Annotated in this window: 16 protein-coding genes; 7 read left to right on the forward strand and 9 right to left on the reverse strand. The window is 71.1% G+C overall.

Annotation, left to right across the window (positions count from 1 at the left end; all coding sequences use genetic code 11):
* The first annotated feature begins 144 nt into the window (after nt 1–144).
* Complete coding sequence (locus tag AB0D85_RS36820) at nt 145–1,437, forward strand: ribonuclease D (protein WP_362330106.1); 1,293 nt, start codon at nt 145–147, stop codon at nt 1,435–1,437.
* 109 nt (nt 1,438–1,546) lie between these two features.
* Here AB0D85_RS36820 and AB0D85_RS36825 read toward each other — a convergent pair whose 3' ends face one another.
* The 3 genes from AB0D85_RS36825 to AB0D85_RS36835 are packed head-to-tail and all read right to left on the reverse strand — an operon-like array spanning nt 1,547 to nt 4,553.
* Entirely contained in the window at nt 1,547–2,377 is an 831-nt protein-coding gene (locus AB0D85_RS36825; protein WP_362330109.1) for a carbohydrate ABC transporter permease, read from the reverse strand.
* Nucleotides 2,374–3,240 carry a sugar ABC transporter permease gene (locus AB0D85_RS36830; RefSeq protein WP_362330112.1) on the reverse strand — a complete coding sequence of 289 codons (867 nt, stop codon included), beginning with the start codon at nt 3,238–3,240 and terminating at the stop codon, nt 2,374–2,376. The genes AB0D85_RS36825 and AB0D85_RS36830 overlap by 4 nt, the downstream gene beginning before the upstream one ends.
* Entirely contained in the window at nt 3,237–4,553 is a 1,317-nt protein-coding gene (locus AB0D85_RS36835; protein ID WP_362330115.1) for an ABC transporter substrate-binding protein, read from the reverse strand. The genes AB0D85_RS36830 and AB0D85_RS36835 overlap by 4 nt, the downstream gene beginning before the upstream one ends.
* A gap of 155 nt (nt 4,554–4,708) precedes the next feature.
* Here AB0D85_RS36835 and AB0D85_RS36840 point away from each other — a divergent pair, with 155 nt between their 5' ends.
* From AB0D85_RS36840 to AB0D85_RS36855, 4 genes are all read left to right on the forward strand, one after another.
* On the forward strand, nt 4,709–7,084 hold the full coding sequence (locus AB0D85_RS36840; RefSeq protein WP_362330118.1) for a glycoside hydrolase family 2 protein: 2,376 nt from the start codon (nt 4,709–4,711) through the stop codon (nt 7,082–7,084).
* A complete protein-coding gene (locus tag AB0D85_RS36845; RefSeq protein ID WP_362330121.1) occupies nt 7,081–8,091 on the forward strand; it encodes a LacI family DNA-binding transcriptional regulator in 1,011 nt (336 codons plus the stop codon). Before AB0D85_RS36840 ends, AB0D85_RS36845 begins: the two co-directional genes overlap by 4 nt.
* 225 nt (nt 8,092–8,316) lie before the next feature.
* Nucleotides 8,317–9,534 (forward strand): acetyl-CoA C-acyltransferase, encoded by a 1,218-nt coding sequence (locus tag AB0D85_RS36850; protein ID WP_362330124.1) that lies wholly within the window; start codon nt 8,317–8,319, stop codon nt 9,532–9,534.
* Nucleotides 9,531–11,660 carry a 3-hydroxyacyl-CoA dehydrogenase NAD-binding domain-containing protein gene (locus tag AB0D85_RS36855; protein WP_362330128.1) on the forward strand — a complete coding sequence of 710 codons (2,130 nt, stop codon included), beginning with the start codon at nt 9,531–9,533 and terminating at the stop codon, nt 11,658–11,660. Before AB0D85_RS36850 ends, AB0D85_RS36855 begins: the two co-directional genes overlap by 4 nt.
* 155 nt (nt 11,661–11,815) lie before the next feature.
* Here AB0D85_RS36855 and AB0D85_RS36860 read toward each other — a convergent pair whose 3' ends face one another.
* From AB0D85_RS36860 to AB0D85_RS36880, 5 genes are all read right to left on the reverse strand, one after another.
* Nucleotides 11,816–13,774 carry a PIG-L family deacetylase gene (locus tag AB0D85_RS36860; RefSeq protein ID WP_362330131.1) on the reverse strand — a complete coding sequence of 653 codons (1,959 nt, stop codon included), beginning with the start codon at nt 13,772–13,774 and terminating at the stop codon, nt 11,816–11,818.
* A 37-nt stretch (nt 13,775–13,811) separates the two neighbouring features.
* A complete protein-coding gene (locus tag AB0D85_RS36865) occupies nt 13,812–16,682 on the reverse strand; it encodes a stealth conserved region 3 domain-containing protein (RefSeq protein ID WP_362330134.1) in 2,871 nt (956 codons plus the stop codon).
* An 8-nt stretch (nt 16,683–16,690) separates the two neighbouring features.
* Nucleotides 16,691–17,644, reverse strand: coding sequence for a hypothetical protein (locus tag AB0D85_RS36870; protein ID WP_362330137.1), 954 nt, complete (start codon nt 17,642–17,644; stop codon nt 16,691–16,693).
* Nucleotides 17,641–19,446 carry a stealth family protein gene (locus tag AB0D85_RS36875; protein ID WP_362330140.1) on the reverse strand — a complete coding sequence of 602 codons (1,806 nt, stop codon included), beginning with the start codon at nt 19,444–19,446 and terminating at the stop codon, nt 17,641–17,643. Before AB0D85_RS36875 ends, AB0D85_RS36870 begins: the two co-directional genes overlap by 4 nt.
* A 200-nt stretch (nt 19,447–19,646) precedes the next feature.
* On the reverse strand, nt 19,647–20,768 hold the full coding sequence (locus tag AB0D85_RS36880) for a hypothetical protein (RefSeq protein WP_362330143.1): 1,122 nt from the start codon (nt 20,766–20,768) through the stop codon (nt 19,647–19,649).
* A gap of 266 nt (nt 20,769–21,034) precedes the next feature.
* Here AB0D85_RS36880 and AB0D85_RS36885 point away from each other — a divergent pair, with 266 nt between their 5' ends.
* A complete protein-coding gene (locus AB0D85_RS36885; RefSeq protein WP_362330146.1) occupies nt 21,035–22,117 on the forward strand; it encodes an LCP family protein in 1,083 nt (360 codons plus the stop codon).
* 28 nt (nt 22,118–22,145) lie between these two features.
* Here AB0D85_RS36885 and AB0D85_RS36890 read toward each other — a convergent pair whose 3' ends face one another.
* The gene (locus tag AB0D85_RS36890) at nt 22,146–23,162 is read right to left on the reverse strand and encodes a hypothetical protein (RefSeq protein ID WP_362330149.1); all 1,017 of its coding nucleotides are present in this window, start codon (nt 23,160–23,162) and stop codon (nt 22,146–22,148) included.
* 390 nt (nt 23,163–23,552) lie between these two features.
* On the opposite strand from AB0D85_RS36890, the gene AB0D85_RS36895 reads away from it, so the two are divergent.
* Complete coding sequence (locus tag AB0D85_RS36895; RefSeq protein ID WP_362330152.1) at nt 23,553–23,924, forward strand: NTP pyrophosphohydrolase; 372 nt, start codon at nt 23,553–23,555, stop codon at nt 23,922–23,924.
* Nucleotides 23,925–23,977: the final 53 nt, after the last annotated feature.

Here is a 23,977-nt window from a genome sequence, read left to right on the forward strand (position 1 = left end):
GGGGGGTCCCCCCCCAGGCCGCCCCCCGGTGCCCCCCTTGGTGGCCCCTTTCATTCCCCCCACGTCATTTTTTACCCCCCCCCCGGGCTCGTCCCCGGAACGTTCCGTCGACGGACGCCGTCCACACACAGATACCCTTGACATGTGACCGACGCCCAAGAGACCGCAGCAGACAGTTCACTGCGCACCACCGGGGGCACTCCTCCGGACGACGCCGGATCTTCTGTGACGGAGGCGCCGATCCCTCTGCTGGAGCCGCGTGAGGGCATTCCGCCCGTGGTCGCGGACGAGGCCGCGCTCGCCCGCGTGATCGCCGCCTTCGCCGCCGGCACCGGCCCCGTCGCCGTCGACGCCGAGCGCGCCTCCGGCTACCGCTACGGCCAGCGCGCCTACCTCGTCCAGCTGCGCCGCGAGGGCGCCGGGACCGCGCTGATCGACCCCGTCGCCTGCCCCGACCTCTCCGGCCTCGGCGAGGCACTGGCCGGCGTCGAGTGGGTGCTGCACGCGGCCACCCAGGATCTGCCCTGCCTGCGCGAGATAGGCATGGTGCCCAGCAGCCTCTTCGACACCGAGCTGGCGGGCCGTATCGCCGGGTTCCCCCGGGTCGGGCTCGGCGCGATGGTCGAGGGCGTCCTCGGCTTCGTCCTCGAGAAGGGCCACTCCGCGGTCGACTGGTCGACCCGGCCGCTGCCCGAGCCGTGGCTGCGCTACGCGGCGCTCGACGTCGAGCTCCTCGTCGACCTGCGGGACGCGCTCGAGAAGGAGCTGGACCGGCAGGGGAAGCTGGAGTGGGCGCGGCAGGAGTTCGACGCGATCGCGGCCGCGCCGCCGGCCGAGCCGAGGAAGGATCCCTGGCGCCGGACGTCGGGGATGCACAAGGTGCGGCGGCGCCGGCAGCTGGGTGTGGTGCGGGAGCTGTGGGAGACACGGGACCGGATCGCGCAGAAGCGGGACGTGTCGCCGGGCAAGGTGCTCAGCGACGCGGCGATCGTGGAGGCGGCGCTCGCCCTGCCGCCGAACGTGCACGCCCTCTCGGGGCTGAACGGGTTCGGGCACCGGATGGGGCGCCGGCAGCTGGAGCAGTGGCAGGCGGCGGTGGACCGGGCCAAGGCGCTGCCGGACGCGGCGCTGCCGCAGCCGGGGCAGCCGGTCACGGGGCCGCCGCCGCCACGGGCGTGGGCCGACAAGGACCCCGCCGCGGCGGCTCGGCTGTCCGCGGCGCGGGCCGCGGTGTCGGCGTTGGCCGAGCAGCTCAACATGCCGCAGGAGAATCTGATCACGCCGGACACCGTGCGGAGGCTGTGCTGGGAGCCGCCCGCGGCGGCGGACGCGGAGACCGTGGGGGCCGCGCTGGTGGGGTACGGTGCGCGGCCGTGGCAGGTGGAGCAGGTCACGCCGGTGTTGGTCGCCGCGTTGTCGGGGGCGGATGTGGCCTAGGCGCCGTAGGTGCTTGGTGACGTACGGCGGCTGCGGGTGCGTTGCGGCTGGTCGCGCCCGCGCGGCGGAGCCGCAATTCGGTACAGCCCCGCGCCCCTGACGGGGCGCGTCACCGCGTCGCCCCTCTCATGAAGCCGTTGTAGATGAATCTCTGCAGGCACAGGAAGACGATCAGTGTCGGCAGGATCACCAGGATCGCTCCTGCCGAGATGATCTCCCAGTGCGCTCCGTACGGGCCCCTGAAGCGGAACAGCGACGTCGAGATCACGCCAAGATCTTGTGACGGCATGTAGAGGAAGGGAATGTAGAAGTCGTTGTAGACGGCTATCCCCTTCACTATCACCACCGTCGCTATCGCCGGTTTCAGGAGCGGCAGGATGATCCTGCGGTAGATCGTGAACGCGTTCGCTCCGTCCAGGCGGGCCGATTCGTCCAGGGAGATCGGGATCGAGCGGACGAATTGCAGGAAGATGTATATGGAGACGATGTCCGTGCCCATGTAGAGGGCGATCGGTGCCCAGCGGGTGTCGAAGAGGCCGAAGCTGTTGACGATCTGGAAGGTCGCCACCTGAGTGGTCACGCCGGGGACCAGCGCGGCCAGCAGAAAGAGCGCGACCACCGGTTTCTTGAAGCGGAACGTGAAACGGTCGATCGCGTACGCCGTCATCGAACCGATCAGAACCGTTCCGCCGATCGAGAAGACGACGATGAACAGCGTGTTGCCGAAGGCGCGGAGCATTCCGCCGTCCCGGAATGCGGTCACGTAGTTGTGGACGTTCAGCAGGTCGTCGGGGAGGGTCAACGCCCCGCTGCCGTCGGCCATTTCCGACGAGGACTTGAGGGAGGTCAGCAGGACCACGGTGAGGGGGAGCAACACCACGATCGCGGCCGCCGTGAGGGTGAGGTAGACCAGGGCGCGTGCCACCCGTCGCCGTGTCATACGAGGTCCACCCTCTCGTCGGGCACCAGCCGCCGTTGCAGCCAGGTCACCGCCAGGACGATCAGCAGCAGGACGACCGCGGCCGCCGAGGCGAGGCCCGTCTTGTTGTACTGGAAGGCGAGTTTCACGGTCTGGGTCACGAAGGTCTCCGTGCCGGTCGCCCCGCCGGTCATGATGTACGGCACCTCGAAGACGGACAGCGAGCCGGAGACGGAGAGGATGACGGTGAGGGTGACGACCGGTTTGATGCCCGGCGCGATGATGTGGCGGAACTGGTGCCAGCGGTTCGCGCCGTCCAGCTCGGCCGCCTCGTACAACTCCCCGGGGATCGACTGGATCGCGCCCAGGAAGAGGACGAAGTTCAGGCCCATGTAGCGCCAGACCGAGACGCCGGCCAACGAGATGTTCGCCGACACCGGGGTGCCCAGCCAGGCGTGGTGGGTGTGGATACCGAGCAGGGCCAGGACCGAGTCGAGCGTGCCGCCGTCCTGGAAGAAGTAGAGGAAGACGAAGCCGATCGCCACCCCGTTGATCAGGGACGGGAAGAACAGCACTCCTTTGAAGAAGTTCCGGAAGCGGACGTCGAAGCTGAGGATCGTCGCGAAGTACAGCGCCGCGACGATCTGGACGGCCGAGGCCGCCAGGTAGTAGGCGCTCACCAGGAAGACCTCGAAGAGGTCGGGGCGGGTGAAGATCTCCGCGTAGTTGTGGGCTCCGGTGTAGTGGAGTTCGGGGCTGACGCCGTCCCAGTCCGTGAAGCTGTACGCCAGCATGTTGACGATCGGCGCGTAGGTGAAGGTGATCAGGAGGGCGAGCGGGGCCAGGAGGAAGAGCCAGGGGGTGAGGCGCCGCGCGTACCTCATGACGTCCCCGCCGACTTCTCCGCCTCGGTCCACTTCCTGCCGAGGTCTCCCAGGAAGCCGTCCAGGGTGCCGCCGCGGGCGCCCCGGGCCAGGTCGACGAGCTTCTGGCGGTAGTCGGGCGCGTAGATGCCGACCTCGGACTCGGAGTCGATGAGTTTGACCTTCGCGCCGGCCGTGTCGTCCAGCTCGATCAGCTTCACCCCGGCGTCCTCGTACGGCTTGAGGACGGCGGGCAGGGACGCGTCCTTGAGGGGGGAGATGGCCAGGTTGTCCTTGTCGTAGCCGGACTTGTCGGTGAACCAGTCGATCCAGGCGCGGGCGGCCGCCTTGTGCTGGGAGTGGACGTTGACGGCCTGGTTGTAGTCGGGGCCGACGGTGCCGCAGAACTTGCCGTCCGCCTGGGCCGGGAAGGGCATGAAGCCGATGTCGCCGGGGTCCACGCCGGCCTTCTTCGCCGCGTCCTGGAACTGGACGATCGCCCAGGTGCCCAGCCACTGCGTGGCGATCTTCCCCTTGGCCAACTGGGCTTTGGAGGCTTCCCAGTTGGTGGTCGTCGGGTCGTTCTCGGCCAGGCCGTCGTGCACGATGTCGTAGAGCAGGGTGTCCCCCACACGCAGATCCGCACCCGCCGCCCACGGATTCCCCTCGGCGAGCTTCGTGGTGGCCCCGGTGTCGCAGTGGACCGAGCCGTTGACGAACGTCCAGGAGGACAGGGGCCACTGGGCGGCATAGTTGGTGTAGTACGGCGTCGCGCCGGTCCTCGCCTTGACCGCCTTGAGGTCGGCGATGAACTCGGCCGGGCTCGTGGGCCATCGGGTGACCCCGGCCTGCTTCCAGACCCGCTTGTTGTAGACGAAGCCCGGCATCACGCCGATCGGGCTCTGGCCGTAGACCTTGCCGTCGACCGTGGTGAAGCCGGTGAACCGGTACTTCCTGGAGAGTTCGGCCTGGCTGCCGAGGGAGGCGAAGAACTTCGGGTAGTCGCTCTTCTTCACGACCCCCGGGATCATCAGGACGTCACCGTAGTTCTCCGTGTTCATCCGGATCTTGACTTCGGTCTCGTAGTTGGTGAGCGCCTGGAACTCGACCTTCACCTTCGGATAGACCTTGTTGAACTCGGCCGCGTACCGGTCCAGCGTGCCGTCCTGCTTGAGATCGGTCCGCTGGGTGAGGACCGTGATGGTCCCGGTCACCTTCGAGGGGTCGTCCGGCGCCTTGGCGTCCGCGCCCTTCGTCGAAGCGCCTGTACCGGTACAGCCGGCCAGGAGGAGCGCGGTCCCGGTGGCGAGGGCGGCGAGCGTACGTCCGTTCATGTGCGTCCACTCCGTTCTGCAGAGACGGAAGAGCACTTGCGGGGTTGGCTGATTCGGCACTCTGACAGCGCTTTCCTCAACCGGTAAAGTCCCAATCCCGCCAAGGATGCGGAAAGTACGCCCAGTGCTGGAGTGGACCGGTTTAGGGAGTGCGCATGCTGGAGGTCACGCCGTTCGGTGAGGGCTGGGTCCTGGAGTACGAAGGGGGCGGGCTTCCGGCGGCGGTCCCTGGGTGTGTGCACACCGATCTGCTCGCCGCGGGCGTGATCCCCGACCCTTTCCTCGGGCGGAACGAGACCGAGGTGGCCTGGGTCGGGCGGCGCGACTGGACGTACACGACCGGGCTGGACGCGCGGTCGGGACATGAGCGGACCGACCTCGTCTTCGACGGGCTGGACACCGCCGCCGAGCTCACCCTGGACGGCCGGCTCCTGGGCCGGACCAGGAACATGCACCGCTCGTACCGCTTCGACGTGACCGGGCTGCACGGGCGGCTCGCGGTGCGGTTCGACTCCGCGTACACCGAGGCGGCCGCGGTACGCGACCGGCTGGGCGAACGGCCCGCCGCCTACGCGGAGCCGTACCAGTACATCCGGAAGATGGCCTGTTCCTTCGGCTGGGACTGGGGGCCGACGCTGGTGACGGCCGGCATCTGGCGGCCGGTGCGGCTGGAGCACTGGTCGACGGCCCGGATCAGCCGGGTGCGTCCGGTGGTCACCGTCGAACGGGGTGCCGGTGTCGTGGAGTTGCACGTCGATGTGGAGCGGACCCGGGGCGGGGCGAGGCTGGACGTCGAGGTGCGGGTGGGCGGGCGGACGGCACGGGCCTCGGTCCGGGACGGACAGGGGGTCGTACGGGTGGAGGTGCCGGACGTACGGCTGTGGTGGCCGCGCGGCTACGGTGAACAGCCGCTGTACGACGTCGAGTTGACGCTGCTGCACGGGGACGGGGTGCTCGACTCCTGGCGGCGGCGGGTCGGCTTCCGGACCGTGGAGCTGGACCGGCGGGGCGATGAGCACGGCACGGGGTTCACCTTCGCCGTCAACGGGGAGCGGCTGTTCGCGCGGGGCGTCAACTGGATCCCGGACGACGTGTTCCCGTCGCGGGTGACCCGGGAGCGGTACCGGGAGCGGCTCGGGCGGGCCGCCGACGCGGGCGTGGATCTCGTACGGATCTGGGGCGGGGGGATCTACGAGAGCGAGGACTTCTACGACGTCTGCGACGAGTTGGGCCTGCTGGTGTGGCAGGACTTCCCGTTCGCGTGCGCGGCCTACCCGGAGGAGCAGCCGCTGCGCGGCGAGGTGGAGGCGGAGGCCCGGGAGAACGTCGTACGGCTGATGCCGCATCCCTCGCTGGTGCTGTGGAACGGCAACAACGAGAACCTGTGGGGCTTCCGGGACTGGGGGTGGGAGGAGCGGCTGGCCGGGGAGTCGTGGGGCGAGGGGTACTACCTGGGGCTGCTGCCGCGGGTGGTGGCCGAGCTGGATCCGACGCGGCCGTACTCGGCGGGCAGTCCGTGGTCCGGGTCGTGGGAGCGCCATCCGAACGATCCGGCGCACGGCACGCACCACTCCTGGGAGGTGTGGAACCGGGCGGACTACGCGGAGTATCGCGCCCAAGTGCCGCGGTTCGTGGCCGAGTTCGGGTGGCAGGCGCCGCCCGCGTACGCCACGCTGCGGCGGGCGCTGCCGGGCGAGGCGCTCGCGGCGGACTCCCCCGGGATGCTGCACCACCAGAAGGCGGACGACGGGAACGGGAAGCTGCGGCGGGGCCTGGAACACCATTTCGCCTTTCCGGAAGGGGACTTCGACCGCTGGCACTACCTGATGCAGGTCAACCAGGCGCGTGCCGTGGCCGCCGGCATCGAGCACTGGCGCTCGCACTGGCCGGTGTGTGCCGGCACGGTGGTCTGGCAGCTCAACGACTGCTGGCCGGTGACCTCCTGGGCCGCGATCGACGGGGACGGGCGGGAGAAGCCGCTCTGGCACGAGCTGCGGCGGCTGTACGCGGACCGGTTGCTGACGTTTCAGGAGCGGGGGCAGGGGCGGGGGCTGGTGCTGGCCGCCGTCAATCAGGCGCGGGAGGTGTGGGAGGGGTCGGTCACCCTGCGCCGGATGACCGTCGACGGGGTGGTGGTCGGGGGCGCGAGCACGGAACTGGCGGCCGGGGCACGGGCGGTGGCGTTCGTCGAGGTGCCGAGGGAGCTGCGGCCGGACGGGGCGAAGGAGTTCCTGGTCGCCGACGCCGGCGCGTTGCGCGCGCTGTACTTCCCGGCGCCGGATCGTGACATCCCTTATGTGGAGCCCGAGTTCGAGGTGGCCGTGGCGCCGGGCGAGGTCAGGGTGACGGCCCGCACCCTCGTACGGGATCTGCTGCTCCAGGCCGACCGGCTGGACCCCGCCGCACGGGCCGACCGGGGACTGGTCACCCTCCTTCCCGGGGAACGGGTCACGATCGGAGTGACCGGCTGGAAGACTCCCGACGTGGCCGCCGCCCGGGCCGCCCTGTACTGCGTGGAGCCCTCCCGATGACAGCACCCCGCGTCACCATCAAGGACGTCGCCGCGCGCGCCGGTGTGTCCAAGGGGGCCGTGTCGCTGGCCTTCAACCACAAGCCGGGGCTGGCCGAGGCGACCCGCGACCGGATCTTCGCGGCGGCCCGGGAACTGGGCTGGGCGCCGAACACCACGGCACGCTCGCTGGCCGGGGCCCGGGTGGACGTGGTCGGGCTCGCGATCTGCCGGCCGGCCCGGATGCTCGGGCTCGAACCCTGGTACATGGAGTTCATCTCGGGCCTGGAGAGCGTCCTGACCGAGCACTCCTGCTCCCTGCTGCTGCGTCTCGTACGGAACGCGGAGGACGAGGTCGGGCTGCTGGACTCCTGGTGGAAGGGGCGGCACATCGGCGGGGCGATCCTCGTCGACTTCCGGGCGGACGATCCCCGGGTGGACGCGGCGCGGCGGCTCGGGCTGCCGGTGGTGGCCGTGGGGCACCACTCCCTGACGGGCGGGCTCACGTCCGTGTGGACGGAGGACGGCGACGCCGTCACCGAGGCCGTACGGTATCTGGCCGCGCTCGGGCACCGCCGTATCGCGCGCGTCGGCGGGGCCGCTGCGCTCGGCCACACCGCGATGCGGACGGCGGCGTTCGACGAGGCGGCGCGCTCCCTGCGGCTGGCCGGGGCCTCGCAGGTCACCACCGACTACTCCGGGGAGGCGGGGGCGCGGGCGACCCGCTCGCTGCTCAGCGCTGTCGCGCCGGAGCGGCCGACGGCGATCGTGTACGACAACGACATCATGGCGGTGGCGGGGCTCTCGGTGGCCGCGGAGATGGGGTTGCGGGTGCCGGACGACGTGTCGTTGCTGGCGTGGGACGACTCGCAGCTGTGCCGGCTCACTCATCCGACGTTGTCGGCGATGAGTCATGACGTGCACGGGTTCGGGGCGGATGTGGCGCGTACGTTGTTCGAGGAGGGGGGGTCGCATGCGGTGGCCACGCCGGTGCTGACTCCGAGGGGGTCCACAGCGCCGCCGAGGTGACGGTTGTACGGGAGGTGCGGGCCGTATGTGGCTGGTCGCGCCCACGCGGCGGAGCCGCATATCGATTACGCCCCGCGCCCCTTACGGGGCGCTGCAGCACATGTGACCTTCGCCGCTCCGCCCGCCAGGGGTGTGCAGTCACGTTACTCATAAGTAGCATGGGGCTGAGCGCGTGCTCAGTGCATCGCAGCAGTGCAGATCCCGGACCCTGGAGGAGAGCCAATCGTGCCTCGTACCGTCAGGGATGTCGTCTTCGTCGACGGCGTCCGCACCCCGTTCGGCAAGGCGGGCCCGAAGGGCATCTACCACGAGACCCGCGCCGACGACCTCGTCGTGAAGGCGATCCGGGAGCTGCTGCGCCGCAACCCCGGTCTGGACACCAAGAAGATCGACGAGGTCGCCATCGCCGCGACCACGCAGATCGGTGACCAGGGTCTGACCATCGGCCGCACCGCCGGCATCCTCGCGGGTCTGCCGCAGTCCGTGCCGGGCTACTCCATCGACCGTATGTGTGCCGGCGCCCTGACCGCCGTCACCACGGTCGCCGGTTCCGTCGCCTTCGGCGCGTACGACATCGCCATCGCCGGCGGTGTCGAGCACATGGGCCGCCACCCGATGGGCGAGGGCGTCGACCCGAACCCGCGGTTCGTCAGCGAGAAGCTGGTCGACGAGTCGGCGCTGTTCATGGGCATGACCGCCGAGAACCTGCACGACCGCTACCCGACGATCACCAAGCAGCGCGCGGACGAATACGCGGTCCGCTCCCAGGAGAAAGCCGCCAAGGCGTACGCCAACGGCAAGATCCAGGCCGACCTGGTGCCGATCTCGGTGCGCCGGACCAACCCGGAGGGCGGTGAGACCGGCTGGGGGCTCGTGACCGCTGATGAGCCGATGCGTCCGGGCACCACCCTGGAGAACCTGTCGGGTCTGAAGACGCCGTTCCGGGTGCACGGGCGGGTCACCGCCGGTAACGCGGCCGGTCTGAACGACGGTGCGACCGCCTCGCTGATCGCGTCCGAGGACTTCGCCCGCGAGAACAACCTGCCGGTGAAGATGCGTCTCGTGGCGTACTCCTTCGCGGGTGTGGAGCCGGAGGTCATGGGTTACGGCCCGATCCCGGCGACGGAGAAGGCCCTGGCCCAGGCCGGGCTGAGCATCTCCGACATCGGTCTCTTCGAGATCAACGAGGCCTTCGCCGTGCAGGTGCTGGCCTTCCTGGAGCACTACGGCATCGCTGACGACGACGAGCGCGTCAACCAGTACGGCGGCGCGATCGCCTTCGGTCACCCGCTGGCCTCCTCGGGTGTGCGTCTGATGACGCAGCTGGCCCGTCAGTTCGAGGAGCAGCCGAACGTCCGCTACGGCCTGACCACCATGTGCGTCGGCTTCGGCATGGGCGCGACGGTCATCTGGGAGAACCCGCACTTCGAGGGGGACAAGTGAGCACCACCGCCGAGCTTCTGAAGCAGGCCTCGGACCTGTTCCCCGACGAGGTCGTGACGTCGGCGCACGTACGCCACTTCGACCTGCCCTTCGGGGCCGGCCGCTTCGCGCTGATCACCCTGGACAACGGCCTGGACCACACCAAGCCGACCACCTTCGGCCCGGCCTCGCTGGCGAACCTCAACACCGCGATCGACCAGGTGGAGAAGGAGGCGGCCGACGGCACGATCGTCGGTGTCGGCATCACCGGCAAGCCGTTCATCTTCGCGGTCGGCGCCGACCTCAAGGGTGTCGAGCTCCTCAAGGAGCACGAGCACGCGCTCGCCATCGGCAAGGGCGGCCACGAGGTCTTCAAGCGCCTCGCGGGCATCGCCGTGCCGACCTTCGCGTACTACAACGGTGCCGCCATGGGCGGTGGCGTCGAGGTCGGTCTGCACTGCACGTACCGGACCGTCTCGAAGGCCATCCCGGCGTTCTCGCTCCCCGAGGTCTTCCTCGGCCTGGTCCCGGGCTGGGGCGGCTGCGCGCTGCTGCCGAACCTGATCGGCGCCGACAAGGCCGTCTCGGTCATCATCGAGAACAGCCTCAACCAGAACAAGCAGCTCAAGGGCCAGCAGGTCTTCGACCTCGGCATCGCCGACGCCCTCTTCGAGGGTGCCGACTTCCTGGAGCAGTCGCTGATCTGGACCGCCCAGGTACTCAAGGGTGACGTCCAGGTCGAGCGCCCGGTGATCGACCGCGGCGAGGCCTGGGACCAGGCCGTCGCCCGCGGCCGGTTCATCGCGGACTCCAAGGTGCACGGCGCCGCCCCGGCCGCCTACCGCGCCCTGGACATCATCGCCGCCGCCAAGAACGGCGACCTCCAGCAGGGCTACGACGCCGAGGACCTGGCCCTTGCGGACCTGATCATGGGCGGCGAACTGCGCGCCGGCATCTACGCGTTCAACCTGGTGCAGAAGCGCGGCAAGCGGCCCGCCGGTGCCCCGGACAAGAACCTGGCGCGCCCGGTCACCAAGGTCGGCGTCGTCGGCGCCGGTCTGATGGCCTCGCAGCTCGCGCTGCTCTTCCTGCGCCGCCTTGAGGTGCCGGTCGTACTGACCGACATCGACCAGGAGCGCGTCGACAAGGGCGTGGGCTACGTCCACGCCGAGATCGACAAGCTGCTCGGCAAGGGCCGTATCAACCAGGACAAGGCCAACCGTCTGAAGGCCCTGGTCACCGGTGTGCTGGACAAGGCCGAGGGCTTCTCCGACGCGGACTTCATCATCGAGGCCGTGTTCGAGGAGATCGGCGTCAAGCAGACGGTGTTCGCCGAGGTCGAGGCGGTCGCCCCGGCGCACGCGATCCTCGCCACCAACACGTCCTCGCTGTCGGTGTCGGAGATGGCGTCGAAGCTCCAGCACCCCGAGCGGGTCGTCGGCTTCCACTTCTTCAACCCGGTCGCGGTCCTCCCGCTCCTGGAGATCGTGCGCGGCGAGCAGACCGACGACGCGTCGCTCGCGACCGCGTTCGCCGTCGCCAAGAAGCTGAAGAAGACGGCGGTTCTGGTCAAGGACGCCCCGGCGTTCGTCGTGAACCGCATCCTCACCCGCTTCATGGGCGAGATCCAGAACGTCATCGACGAGGGCACGTCGGTCGAGATCGCGGAGAAGGCGGTCGAGCCGCTGGGTCTGCCGATGTCCCCGCTGGTGCTGCTCGAACTGGTCGGCCCCGCGATCGGTCTGCACGTCTCCGAGACCCTCAACCGGGCCTTCCCGGACCGCTTCACGGTCTCCCCGAACCTCGCGGCCGTCGTCAAGGCGGGCAAGCGCGGCTTCTACGTGTACGACAGCGGGAAGCCGGAGCTGGACCCCGAGGTCGCCGCGCTGCTCAAGCAGGGCGATGTCGTCCTCACCGAGGAGCAGGTCCGCGAGCGGGTGCTGGACGCGGTGGCGCAGGAGATCGGGCTCATGCTCGACGAGGGTGTCGTCGCCGAGGCGCAGGACATCGACCTCTGCCTGATCACGGGCGCGGGGTGGCCCTTCCACCTGGGCGGGATCACTCCGTACCTGGACCGTGAGGGTGTGTCCGAGCGGGTGAACGGCAAGAAGTTCCTGGCGCCGGGTGTGGCGTCCGTACCGGCGTAACGGCCGTACGGTGAAGGGGGCTCCGCGTGACGCGGGGCCCCCTTCGCATGTCCGGGTGAGTTGTGTGTCGCGTAGCGCCGTTCAGGGTGCGGTGAGTGGGCGAGTGCCGGTTCGTTGTGGCTGGTCGCGCAGTTCCCCGCGCCCCTGACGGGGCGCTATCCGACCGTCAGCCAGGAGCTGAACTCACTTGAACCAGGGGCGACTTGGCGGGCCACTGCCAGTCGGGCGTCCGCGCCGATCACCGCGATCGTCGCCCTGCCCAGCGCGTCGAACGCGGCTGCCGGTGCGCCGGTGATCGTGCCGCCCAGGTCCGCTGTCGGCAGTTCGCGCCACGGTGCCTCGCCCGGCAGGAACCGGTACGCCACCCCGCCCAGGTCTCCCCTGCTCACCGCCAACGTGCCGGTTTCCGGGGTCGGCCCGGCCGCCAGTGCGATCGCGCCGAAGCCGCCCGGGCCGCCGACGGGTGCCGCCGGCTGGGCCCAGCGGCCGCCCGGGGCGTCCTCCTGGGCCATCAGCAGGCGGCCGGTCTCGGGCTGGCGGTACACGGTCATGACCTGGCCGCCGGGCTGTACGACGGCGGCCACCGGGCCCGCCGGTACGGTGAGGCGGAACCGCGGTGCCCTGGTCAGCGGTTCGTCGAGGGAGTTCTGGGCCCAGTGGAAGACGCCCTCACGGCTGGCGCCGAAGACCTCGACATGGCCGTTGGCCGCGGTGAGTGCGGCGAGGCCCTCCTGGAGGTCGTGGCCACGCAGGTCGGTCCAGTCGCTCCAGGTGCCGTCGGTCTCCTGGATGCGGGTGTGCAGGCCGTGCCCCGCGTTGCGTACGAAGAGGTGCAGGCGGCCCTTGCCGTCCCGGGTCACGACCGGGCCGCCGAGGTGGCGGTCGCGGTGCGGGATGCCCGCGGACGGGTTGCCCAGGCTGACCCAGCCGGGGAACACGCCGTCGGGTTCGGCCTGTTCGAGCAGGACGATCTCGCGGGTGTGTCCGGCGTCGGCGGCCAGGTGGGAGAGGCGTTCGGCGAGGATCTGCCAGCGGCCGTCCGGGGTGAGGCTCACCGCGAGGCCGGGGGCCAGGGGACCGCCGCCGAGGAAGAAGGGGCCGCGCCACTGGTCGGCGCCGGGCTGTGCCTCCAGCCAGACCGCGGCCTGCTGGTTGACGACCGCGAACGCGGCCAGCCGGCCCCGCCGGTCGGCGAGCAGCCAGTTGGCGCCGGCCGGGTGGCGGGGGGCGGTGCTCTGCACCCAGCCCGTGCGGCGTGAGGAGAACGAGAGCGCGTAGTCCCCGCTGCCGGCCGGGTCGCCGCTGTCGTAACCGTCGGCCGCGCCGTAGACGTTGAGGAAGTAGTCCTTCAACGACACCGACCGCTGGCTGAGGTTGTGGGGCCAGCGTTCGTTGTAGTAGCCGCGGTAGGACTCGACGGCGTAGGTGCCCCCCTGGTGGCGGTCCAGGGCGAGCCGGCTGAACAGGGCGGCGGCGGTGTGGTCGGCGTGGTCCGAGAGGTCGCCGTGGTCGTGGCGCTGGGGGAAGGCGTCGTTGTGGACGAGGCGGTCCGGGTCGGGGTCCAGGGTGCGGACCAGGGTCGGGCGGACCATGTCCATGATCTGGACCAGGGTGTCCACCAGGCCCGTGCGCGTGTACCCGTACGACTCGGGGACCAGGCCGCCCGCGGGGACCAGGGTCGGGACCTGCTGGACCTCGTCGTGCCAGAGGACGTGCAGGCTGCGCGGCGGGCCCTCGGGGGTGCCGTGCTGGCGGATGTTGAGGAAGATCAGGGTCACCCAGGGGGCGTCGGCGAGGGTGTAGGCCTCCGCGACGGCGCCGCCCGCGGTGGCGAGGGTGGCCGGTTTCCAGGCGGCGGTGCGGTCGCCGAGCACCATGGCGGCGTAGGCGGCCCTGAGGCCGTTCTGCCGGGCCCTGCCGTAGGCCGCGCGGTCCTCGGCGACCGGGCCGGTCTGCCCGGGGCGCGGGTTGCGGCCGTCGGCGTCGCCGCTGGTGAGGCAGACCGTGGTGGTGCGGGTGCCGGCCTTGAGGCCCTGGAAGACGGCCGGGTTCATGAAGTACAGGTCGTCGTCGGGGTGCGCCACGATCTGCAGCACGGAGGCGGGGCTGGTCACGGGGCGTTCCTCCCGGCGGCCGGGGAGACGGTGGGGGTCACAGCGGCCATCCCGGCAGATAGCCCGCGTGCGCCCGCTGGTTGCGGGGCGATCCGGTCTCGAACTGGCTCGGCACCGGGAAGTAACTGGGCAGGAACGCGGCGAGGACGGCGTCCTGCTCGTCCTCGGGGACGTCCCCGTCGTGGTAGTCGTTGAGGCAGAACACGTCGTGCGGGCGCACGGTGAGGATCCGGTTGAGCCGGGCCGCGTGTTCGCTGAGGCCGACGTTGACGAAGCCGCAGGAGATGCTGCCGGGGACGCTGCGCAGGGTGTGGTAGCCGACGTAGTGGTGCAGCGAGGAGGCGACGGAGAGGTCGCCGTGGCTGCGCAGTCGGCTGGCCGCGGTGGCCCGGACGGCGTCCGCGTAGCGCTCCTCGATGTCGGCGAGGATGCTGCGCCGCAGCGGGTGCGGCGCGTGCAGGAAGCTGTGCACCAGGGTCTGCCCGAAGTCCCGTTCGACCAGGGCCCGGTTGTTCTTGGCGGCGCTGATGTTGAACTCGTCGGCGGTGGTCGCCTCGGCCATCGGCACGGCGGTCGGCGACATGAAGTGCCGGGCCTGGCCGTTGCCGAGGAAGAACATGTCCGGCTGCACGGTCCGGCCGATGAACACGTCGTCGTTGAAGTAGAGGAAGTGCTCGGCCAGGCCCTCGATGTGGTGCAACTGGCTTTCGATGGCATGGGAGTTGTAGGTCGGCAGGGCACCCCCGGCGCCGAAGATCTCCGCGTGGTCGACCACCCGGACACGGGGGTGGGCGAGGTCCAGCCAGTGCGGGACCTGCCGGTCGGTGACGAGGTAGATGTTCCGGATCCAGGGGGCGTACATGTCGATGGACCGCAGGGAGTACCGCAGTTCGTCACGGTCGCGGAAGCGGGCCGCGCTGGTCGCCGCGTCCTCGGTCTCCATGCCCATCGCGGCCAGGACGGCGTTCTTGCGCTCCAGCCAGTCGACGTCGGCGCCGTTCACCCAGGTGTACACGGCGTCGACGGGGAACGTGATGTCCCCGTGCAGGGTCCGGGTGAAGGGGCCGATCGTCGGGTAGGGGCGGCCGCCCAGGGTGAGGGTGCCGCGGTACATGGCGCTGTTCGGGACGCGGTCGCCGACGAGGGTGCGGGCGGGTGCCCTGAGGTGGCTGTCGTCCTCGGGGTCGTGGTCCCAGAAGGAGATGGTGCAGCCGTAGACGGCGCCCAGGCGCAGCAGCCGGGAGTGGGAGACCACGCTCCGGTAGACGCGCAGTCCGGAGGAGGGGGTGTCGGCGTACGACCCCGCGAACGCGGCGAGGACGGTCGCGACCGTCTTCTGGCCCTCGTTGAGCACGGCCGTGTAGACGGCGTCGTCGGCGAAGCGCTCGGCGACGGCCTTGAAGACGGCCTCCCGGTGCACCGTGTGCACGGCGACCGTGTGCCGGACCAGGCTGTCGCGGACCACGAGATAGGGGATGTCCGCCGCTTCCAGCGCGCCCGCGACCAGGGCGAGGTTCTGCTGGACCACGTCCCAGGGGGACTCCCAGTCGAGGAGCCGGCACACCTGGCCGCCGTCGCTGACCAGCTCGCGCCGCTTGAGCAGGCGTTCCTCCAGGGCGCGCTGGTCGGAGCCGCGCACGGTGCTGGACGGGGCCGGTGCGGCGGCGGGGACCATGCCGTCGGTGCTCGCCAAGTGGCCGTGGATCGCCTGGCGTTCGGCCTTGGCGACGGCCCGGCGGCCGCTGTCGCGTTCGGCGACGAGCTCGTGAAAGAGGCGCTCCCAGTGCGCGGTGACCACGGCGGGCGAGAACCGGTTGACGGAGGCGAGGGCGGCGGCGCCCATCCGCTGCCGCAGTTCGGCGTCGTCGATGAGGTGCAGCAGGGCCGCGGCGAGGGCGTCGGTGTCGTCGGGCGGGACGAGGATGCCGGTGTGCCCGTCGATGACGACTTCGCGGGGGCCGTTGGGGGCGTCGTACGAGACCACCGGGACGCCGGCCGCGTGCGCCTCGGCGAGGACCAGGCCGAACGCCTCGTTGCGGGAGGTGAGGGCGGCGATGCTGGCCTTGGCCCATTCCTCGGCGAGATGGCGGGAGTTGCCGTTGAGCTGGACGCAGTCGTGCAGTCCGAGCATGTCGATCTGCCGGCGCAGGGCGCCGCTGAGCGGGCCGTCGCCGAAGATCCGCAGCTGCCAGTCCGGGCGGAGCCGGGCGACCGTCGCCCAGGCCGTGACGGCGTGGTCGATCTGCTTCTCCGCCACCAGCCGGCCGGCGATCACCACCGTGCGGGTCTGCAGGGTGGAGCGCGGCCGGAAGCCGCTGGGCAGGGCGTTGGGCACCACTGCCAGACGGGGCGCGGCGTCGCCCAGGGTCTCGGCGAACCAGTCCCGGGTGCGCTCGCTGAGCACGGCCAGCGCGTCCAGCCGGGCGGCGAAGCGGCGCAGCGGTTCGCCGCTGGTGCCGCGCAGTTCGGAGACCCGGTGTTCCTGGTGGACGGTGATGACGTGGGCGGGGGCGAGCCGGACGGCCAGGGCCATCAGCGCCGGGGTGGTGGTGACGAGGACGTCGGTGTCGGTGTCCTGGAGGGCGAGGTCGAGTTCGAGGTCGGCGAGCCGGTTGAAGGCCGACTCCCATGACCGGTCGACGATCTCGCTGGGCTGCGCGGCGAGCGAGGCCCACACCGGGGCGTCCACGGTGGTGGGGCGCACCGGGCGGGGCGTGCGGCCGGTGAGGTCGACCAGGTAGTCGACGCGGACCCGTTCGTCGGGGGTGAAGAACTGGTCCCGCTTGCTCCTGAAGACGCTGAGCACCCGTACGTCGTGCCGGGCGGCGAGTTCGGACGCCTGGTTGAACACCGCGCGTTCGGTGCCGCCCACGGCGTCCGCCGTGGTCAGCAGGAAGGTGATCTTCATCTGTCGGTTCAGCCTGCCTCGGGCATGCGCGTGCAGGTGACTCGGAGATTTCCTGCGGGGGTGTAGCGCGGTTGGACGATCATGGGCGGGTGGCCCTGGGGGGTGATGGCGAGGCTGCGCATGGCGAAGACGCGCAGCGGGTTGCGTACGTCGTGGAGGCGGCGGCCCAGGCGCATGGACCGGCCGGCGCGGTCGTGGAGTTCGACGTCCCAGTGCTCGGGGCGGGCGCCGCGGGGCGGCATCTGCGCCAGCGGGACGTCGACCCGGAAGGTGTCGGGTCCGAGCGCCGTGACCGGCTGCTGGATACGGCGTCCGGAGGCGACGAACTCGGCCCAGGGCTCCTCGGCCCGGGTCCCGAGCACCCGGAAGTCGACGGTGACCCCGGCGTGGGTCAGGTGCACCTTGGCCACCTCGACGGCGGCCCGGGCTCCGCTGCTGACCACCCGGGCGCTGCCCCGCACCGAGCGGCCGAGCCGGTGGCGTTCGCCGGTCACCGGGGACGCCTCCATCGGCTTGGTCGGGCCCTCGTACGGCACCGGCGGCTTGAGCAGCAGCAGGGACAGCGAGCGCGTGCGGCGCCCGGTGTGCAGACGCAGGCGCAGCCGCCACCGGCCGCTGGTGACGGGGGCTCCGCCGACCTCCGCGCCCAGCAGGACGGCGGCGTCGACGAGTACTTCGCCGGCCGGTCCCGCGTAGACGCGGGCCTCGGCGGTGTGCCGGTGCCGGCCGCGGCGCAGCACGATCTCGGCCCGCTCGGGCAGCCGGGTGGACGGCGGGAGTTCGGCGTGCAGGTTGACCGTCTGGCCGTCGAGGATGGCGGCGTAGTGCAGCCGGGCCGTGCGCCGGCGGCGCAGCGGGATGAAGACGCCGAGCATGAGCCGGTTGCGCAGGGCGGCGGCGCGGGCGCGCGGCCGTACGGTCCCGCCGTCCTTTCCGGCGGGACTTTTCTGACGAGCGGTCATGAGCCGACGGACCCCAGCCGGGCGGTGCGCGCCGGGGTGCGCGGTGCGGGGATGCCGGAGGCGGTCTCGAACGGGCTGTGGACCGGGAAGTAGGCCTCCAGAAACGTTTCGACCATGCGGTTCTGGGCCTCGGGGTCGGCCGCTGTGACGGTGTCGTTCATGCAGAAGGTGTCGAATTTGCGGCGCGCGAGGAGGTTGTTGAGCCGGCGCTCGGCGAGGTCGTCGGCGAGGTCGACATAGACGTAGCGGATCTCGCCGACCGTGGCCCGCGCGGACTGGTAGGCGTAGTAGTGGTGCAGCGAGGAGGCGATCGGCACGTCGTTCGGCGAGCGGAAGCGGGAGTGCTGGGTGACCCGGTGGGCCTTGGCGTAGACCTGCTCGATCTCGCCCAGCACGCTGCGGCGCAGGGCGTGCGGGGTGTGCTTCATCTTCTGCGAGATGACGGTGCCGAACTGCTGGGCGATCAGACCACGGCTGTTCTTGCCCGCCGCATTGACGGGAAGGTCCTCGGTGCTCGCCCGGCCGGACGGGATGAGCGCCTTGGACTGGAAGAACTTGGTCAGGCCATTGGGGTGGAAGAAGTGGCCGGGCTGGACCGGGCGGCCGAAGAACACGTCGTCGTTGAGGTAGAGGAAGTGTTCCGAGAGGTCCTGGATGTGGTGCAGCTGGCTCTCGATGGCGTGCGAGTTGAAGGTCGGCAGCGCGTAGGGGTCGGCGAAGATCTCCCGGTGGTCCACCACCCGGATGCCGGGGAACTCGGTGTTCAGCCAGGCGGGCACCTGGCCGGCGGTGACCAGGAAGATGTTGCGCACCCACGGCGCGTACTGGTGGATGGAGCGCAGCGAGTACCGCAGCTCGTCCCGGCTGGTGAAACGGGAGTCGTTGGCGGCCTGTTCGTGCAGTTGGCCGGCGGGGCCGCCGTCGAGCTCGCGCCGGAAGGCGTCCCGGCCCGCGCGCCAGCCCGGGTCGGAGTCGTCGACCCAGGTGTAGACGACGTCGATCGGGAAGAGGTGGTCGTCGGGCAGTGCCGCGGCGAACTCGGGCAGCGTGCGGGCATGGCCGGTGGCGTAGACGGCCGGGGCCGGGCTGAAGCGCTTCTGCTCGGTCCAGCAGCGGCCGGCGTCCACCGGGACCTCGGTCACCACGCGGTTGGGCCGGGGCGCGACGAGCTGCCCGTCCCGCTCCTCCCAGAACTCGATGTCGCAGCCGGACTCCCGGCCGAAGAGCAGGTTCCCGGTCGGGTCGCAGACGTGCCAGGCGATGCGCAGCACCCGCTGGTCGCGCAGCCCCCGCCAGCTCCCCGGGAGTTCGCCGGGCCGCGGCTGGCCGGGCGAGACGGTGCCGATGTAGCCGGCCCGGTCCTCGCAGGCCGGCCGCAGGGCGGTCTCCACCTCCGTGCGCCGGGCGGCGGGTACGGCGACGCAGGGCACGGCGGCCGAGGTGCCGCGGACGCAGAAGTAGTCGATCCCGGCCTCTTCGAGGACGGCGACGAGGAGGTGGAGGTTGCGGGCGCGGGCGGCCCAGGCGGTGGCTCCGGGCACTTCCAGGGCACGGACGTGCTTGCCGCCCATGCGGACGACCCGCATCCGGTCCTCGCCGGTTCGCCGGTCGGCCTTGCGGCTGCCGCTCAGCGCCCGGACCACCATGGCGGAGCGCACCGCGTCGGCGGAGGCGAGCGAGCGCTTCACCGAGGTACGCAGGGGGTTGGGTACGCGCTTGACGATGCTGCGGCGGGCTCCCACCGGCACCAAAGATCTATATGTCGACACGAACGTGCTCGCCTCGGGATTGTTGAGGCTCACCTGGCTCCCCCTGTGCGAATGTCGACATACCGGTCCATCCGACCCTCACGTTCACCGAAGTCACATGTTCGGCTTACCTGGGCCTTACTGAACGGACAGAATGTTTACATCTGAATTCCAAACTGTCCAGAAGTAATCGCTTTCCCTGGAATCTCTGTCGCGAAGACCACATCCGCACAACCATGTGGCCCGACGGAACGTCAGACGCGCACCCAGTCGGCGAGGACCAGTCCGGGCTCCGGCGCCTGCCGCCCCACCCACAGGGCGCCGTCCCCGTCGAAGGCGGCGAGCACCACGCGCCCCCGGGCGTCATGGGCCAGGGCGGGGGTTCCCGTCCCCGGCCTGCCGGTGTCGGTCCACCACAGTCCGGACGCCTCGGACTCCGTGCCGCACACACCGACCAGGACGCTCCCGGCCGCACCGCGATGCGCGACGACCGTGCAGTCGTAACCGTCGAGGGTGGTGCGCAGCACCGCGTTGCCGCCCTCCCCCGGTGTGCCACCGAGCGGAACCGGCCAGCCGCCGGGCCGGTGGCACAGCAGACCCGAGCCGGCCGGATCGGTCCAGACGTGGGTGAGCCGGCCGGGTGCGGTCTCCAGCGCGGCGGCGGAACCGGGCAGCGCGCCCGGCCGTATGTCGTGCGACCGCCGCGGTACGGCTCCGGGTTCCGGCTGCGTCCAGTGCAGTACGACACCCCCGGCCGGGGCGAACACCTCGATCCGGCCGTCCGACACAGCCGTCGCGGTCAGTCCGTCCTGGACGTCGGCGCCCCGCAGGTCCGTCCAGGGCTCCCACTTGCCGCCCCTGCCCTCCCGGCGCATCATCAGGCCGCCGCCCGCGTTCCGCACGAAGACGTGCAGATCGCCTTGGGCGTCCACGGCTCCGGCCGGCACACCGAACCTGCGCGCCTTCTCCGGCTCGCGGTGCGGATTGCCGAGCGAGCGCCACTCGGTGACGGGCCGTCCGGACTGGTACTGGAGGGCGTGGACGACCTCCACGCCGGCGGATCCGTCGGCCCGGGTCCGCTCCCGCCGGCCGAGGAAGTGGACGTAGGCGTCGGCACCCTGGACGACGGCGAGATGCGTCAGGTCCGCGACCGCGAAGAAGTCCGGCCCCGACCACTCGGGGCCGCCCGGGCGGGTCTCGGTCCAGCGCAGCAGGCCGCCCCGGGCGGGCGCGTACGCGGTGAGCAGGCCGTCCTTGCCGCGCACCAGCCACGGCCCCGAGGCCGTACCCGTCACGGCGGCCGCCGGGGCGGCACCGCCCGACGTGGCCGAAATGCGCCGCTGCGCGGAACGCACAGAGCGACCCCGCATCACCATCAGGGACTCCCCCACACCATGTCCGACCCGTCCGACCTCGGCGGACCTGAAATTCGCCACATCATATGCACGGTGCCTACACTCGCCGGGCTCGGACAGCGGGCCCGCGGTCGGCGCGGGAACGGACACATCACCCGACTTGACCCCCTTCCGGGGAAGTTGACGTGACGTGGATCACTGGCATACAACTCACGTCGGCTGCCACCGGTCTGTCCGATCACCCGGTCAATTTCGGCCCCGGACACAGCAGACGAGGACAGCATCCGATGACGACACCTGCCGTCGACAGCCCGAGCAGCTCGGACCGCCCCTCGCGACGCGATACGCCTCGCCGCCGCCGTACCGGGCGGTGGATCCTGCTCGCGCTGGCCGTCCTGGTCCTCGTCGGCGGCGGGACCGCCTACTGGCTCTACAGCGGTATCGACGGCAACATCAAGGGCGTCGACATCGACGGGGCGATCGGCGACAACCGCCCGGAGAAGCTGCCCACCTCGGGCCAGAACATCCTGATCCTGGGCTCCGACTCACGCGCCGGCGCCAACGGGAAGCTGGTGGACGACACCGGGGTCTCCGGCGCCCGTTCGGACACCGCGCTGGTGATGCACATACCCGAGGGCCGCAAGAAGGCCGTCGCGATCAGCATCCCGCGCGACACGCTCGTGACCCGCCCCGAGTGCACCAAGGCGGACGGCTCCCAGGTCGCCTCGGCGAAGCGCGTGATGTTCAACTCCATCTACTCCCAGGTCGGTCCGGCCTGCGTGGTCAAGACGGTGGAGCAGATGTCCGGGGTCCGCATGGACCACTACGTCGAGATCGACTTCGCCGGCTTCAAGGACCTGGTGGACGCGATCGGCGGGGTGACCGTCACCGTCGACCAGGACATCCACGACTCCTCCAGCGGACTGGACATCACCAAGGGCACCCACAAGCTCAACGGCACCCAGTCCCTCCAGTTCGTCCGCACCCGGCACGGCATCGGCGACGGCAGCGACCTCGGCCGGATCGGCCTCCAGCAGCAGTTCATGATCGCGCTGCTCGCGGAGATCCAGAAGCAGGACCTGCTGGGCAGCCCGGTCAAGGCGTACAAGATCGCCGACAAGCTGACCGCCGCGCTCACCACCGACTCCGAACTCGCCTCCCTCACCAAGCTCGCGGAGTTCGGCCGCAGCCTGAACGGCGTCAACCCGTCGACCATGGAGACGATCATGCTCCCGGTGGCGTACGACAAGGTCGACCCGAACCGGGTGGTGGCCGCCGAGCCGCAGGCGTCGACGCTGTGGAAGGCGATCCGCACCGACTCCACGATCCCCGAGTCGGCCAAGAAGTCCCCGGCCACGGGCGGCAGCTGACGGTACGTCAGGCCCTACTGGCTGTGTGTCAGACCTCCCGCCAGGCCTCCAGAGCCAGCCCCGGCTCGTCCTTGCGGCGGGTGAGGAGGAGCTGGCCGGTGGCCGGGGACAGGCTCGCCGCGGCCACCCGGCCGTCCTCGTCGGTGGTCAGGGCGACGGTCGCGTCCGCCGGGAGCTGCGGGCCGGACTCGGTCCACCAGGCGCCGGCCTGCTCGTCCTCGGTCGGATACGCGGCGAAGGCCACCCGGCCGCTCGCCGAACGCTGGGCGAGCAGGGTGCAGTCGAACCCGTCGAGCGCGCAGCGGACCGCGGCGACCGGGCCGGACCCGGCGGAGGGCAGCAGGGTGTGCGGCTTTCCGCCGGGGCGCCAGGCACAGAGGTCACCGGACTCGTCGGTGTAGAAGAGGGTCGTGCTCTCGGCCGAGGTGGCGAGGGCGGCGAGGGTGCCGGGGCGGACCGGGGCCTCCAGGGCCTCCTGCAACACCGGCGGCCTGCCCGGCTCCTCCTGGCGCCAGTACACGATCCCGCCGGGCACGGCCGCGTACACCTCGACCCGCCCGGACTCGCCGGTCACCGCCGCGAGCCCGTCCTCGACCAGCCGGCCCTTCAGATCGCGCCACGGGTCCCAGCCGCCCTTCTCCTTCTGGGCGACCATGCTCACCCCGCGTCCCCGGTTCCGGACGAAGACATGGGCCCGGCCCTGCGCGTCCACCGCGACGGCGGGGGTGCCGGTGACGTCGCCCTTCTTGCCGGGGTGGCCGATCGACTGCCAGTCCAGGGCGGCCAGCTGCGGCCGGTAGTGGGTGGAGTGGACGAGACCCGCCTCGCCCTTCGCGGTGGGCCGCCAGGCGACCAGGTGGGCATATCCGTCGGCCCCCTGTCCCACCGAGAAGCCGGGGTGCAGCCGCTGGTCGCCGCCCATCTTCCGGGGCGCGCCCCAGGGACCGCCGGGACCGCGTTCCGCCCGGCACAGCACGGCGTCGCCCGACGGCAGATGGACACTGAGCCGGCCGTCACGGCCGCGGAGGAGCCAGTCGCCGTTCACCGCTTCACCGGATCCTTCCGAGGACGCCCTGACCTTCAGGCCGGGGTGGGGGCACCTCCCGCTTGCGGGGGATAATCGGACACCTGTGCACGAGGGCGGAAAAAGCCGGTTCGCCCCCAGGACGGAACGGCGCGCCAGTAGCGTGATTCACGGACGATGCGTCGCGAGAGCCAAGCACGCGGAGTCTCCTTGAAGTTGTGTGACCTTGCAGCAGGCGAGCTGCCCGGGCTGGTTTCAACCCGGCTGGTGTCGATCGTGGAAGACCTGACAGGCCGCCAGCCTGAGAGGCAGCGTGAGCCAGGAATCACCTCCGTTCACTGAGGTGAGGATTCAATCTAAGCGGGGCCGTTCGGGACAGTGGCGCGGCCCCCGGTGTGCGAGGCTGGGGGCATGGAAGACGAAGCTCCTCTGCTGGTGATCGTCGACGGCGCCAACGTCGTCGGGTCACGGCCGGACGGCTGGTGGCGGGACCGCAGGGGCGCCGCCGAGCGGCTGCGCGACCGGCTGGCCGAGCGGGGGCTGCCGGGCCACCCGACCCCGGTGGAGCTGGTGCTCGTCGTCGAGGGCGCGGCCCGCGGGGTGGAGTCGGTGCCCGGGGTACGGGTGGAGTCGGCACCCGGCAGCGGAGACGACCGGATCGTCGAACTGGCCGCCGAGGACCCCGGCAGGCCCCGGCTCGTCGTCACCGCCGACCGCGAACTGCGGCGCAGGGTGACGGAGTCGGGCGCCGAGGTGATCGGGCCGCGCTCGATCCTCGACTGAGCCGCCGAGGGCGCGGAGCGTGCCGCCGAAGATTCCGCGCCGCACCGCCGACC

Source organism: Streptomyces sp. NPDC048277, assembly GCF_040652235.1.
Taxonomy (GTDB): domain Bacteria; phylum Actinomycetota; class Actinomycetes; order Streptomycetales; family Streptomycetaceae; genus Streptomyces.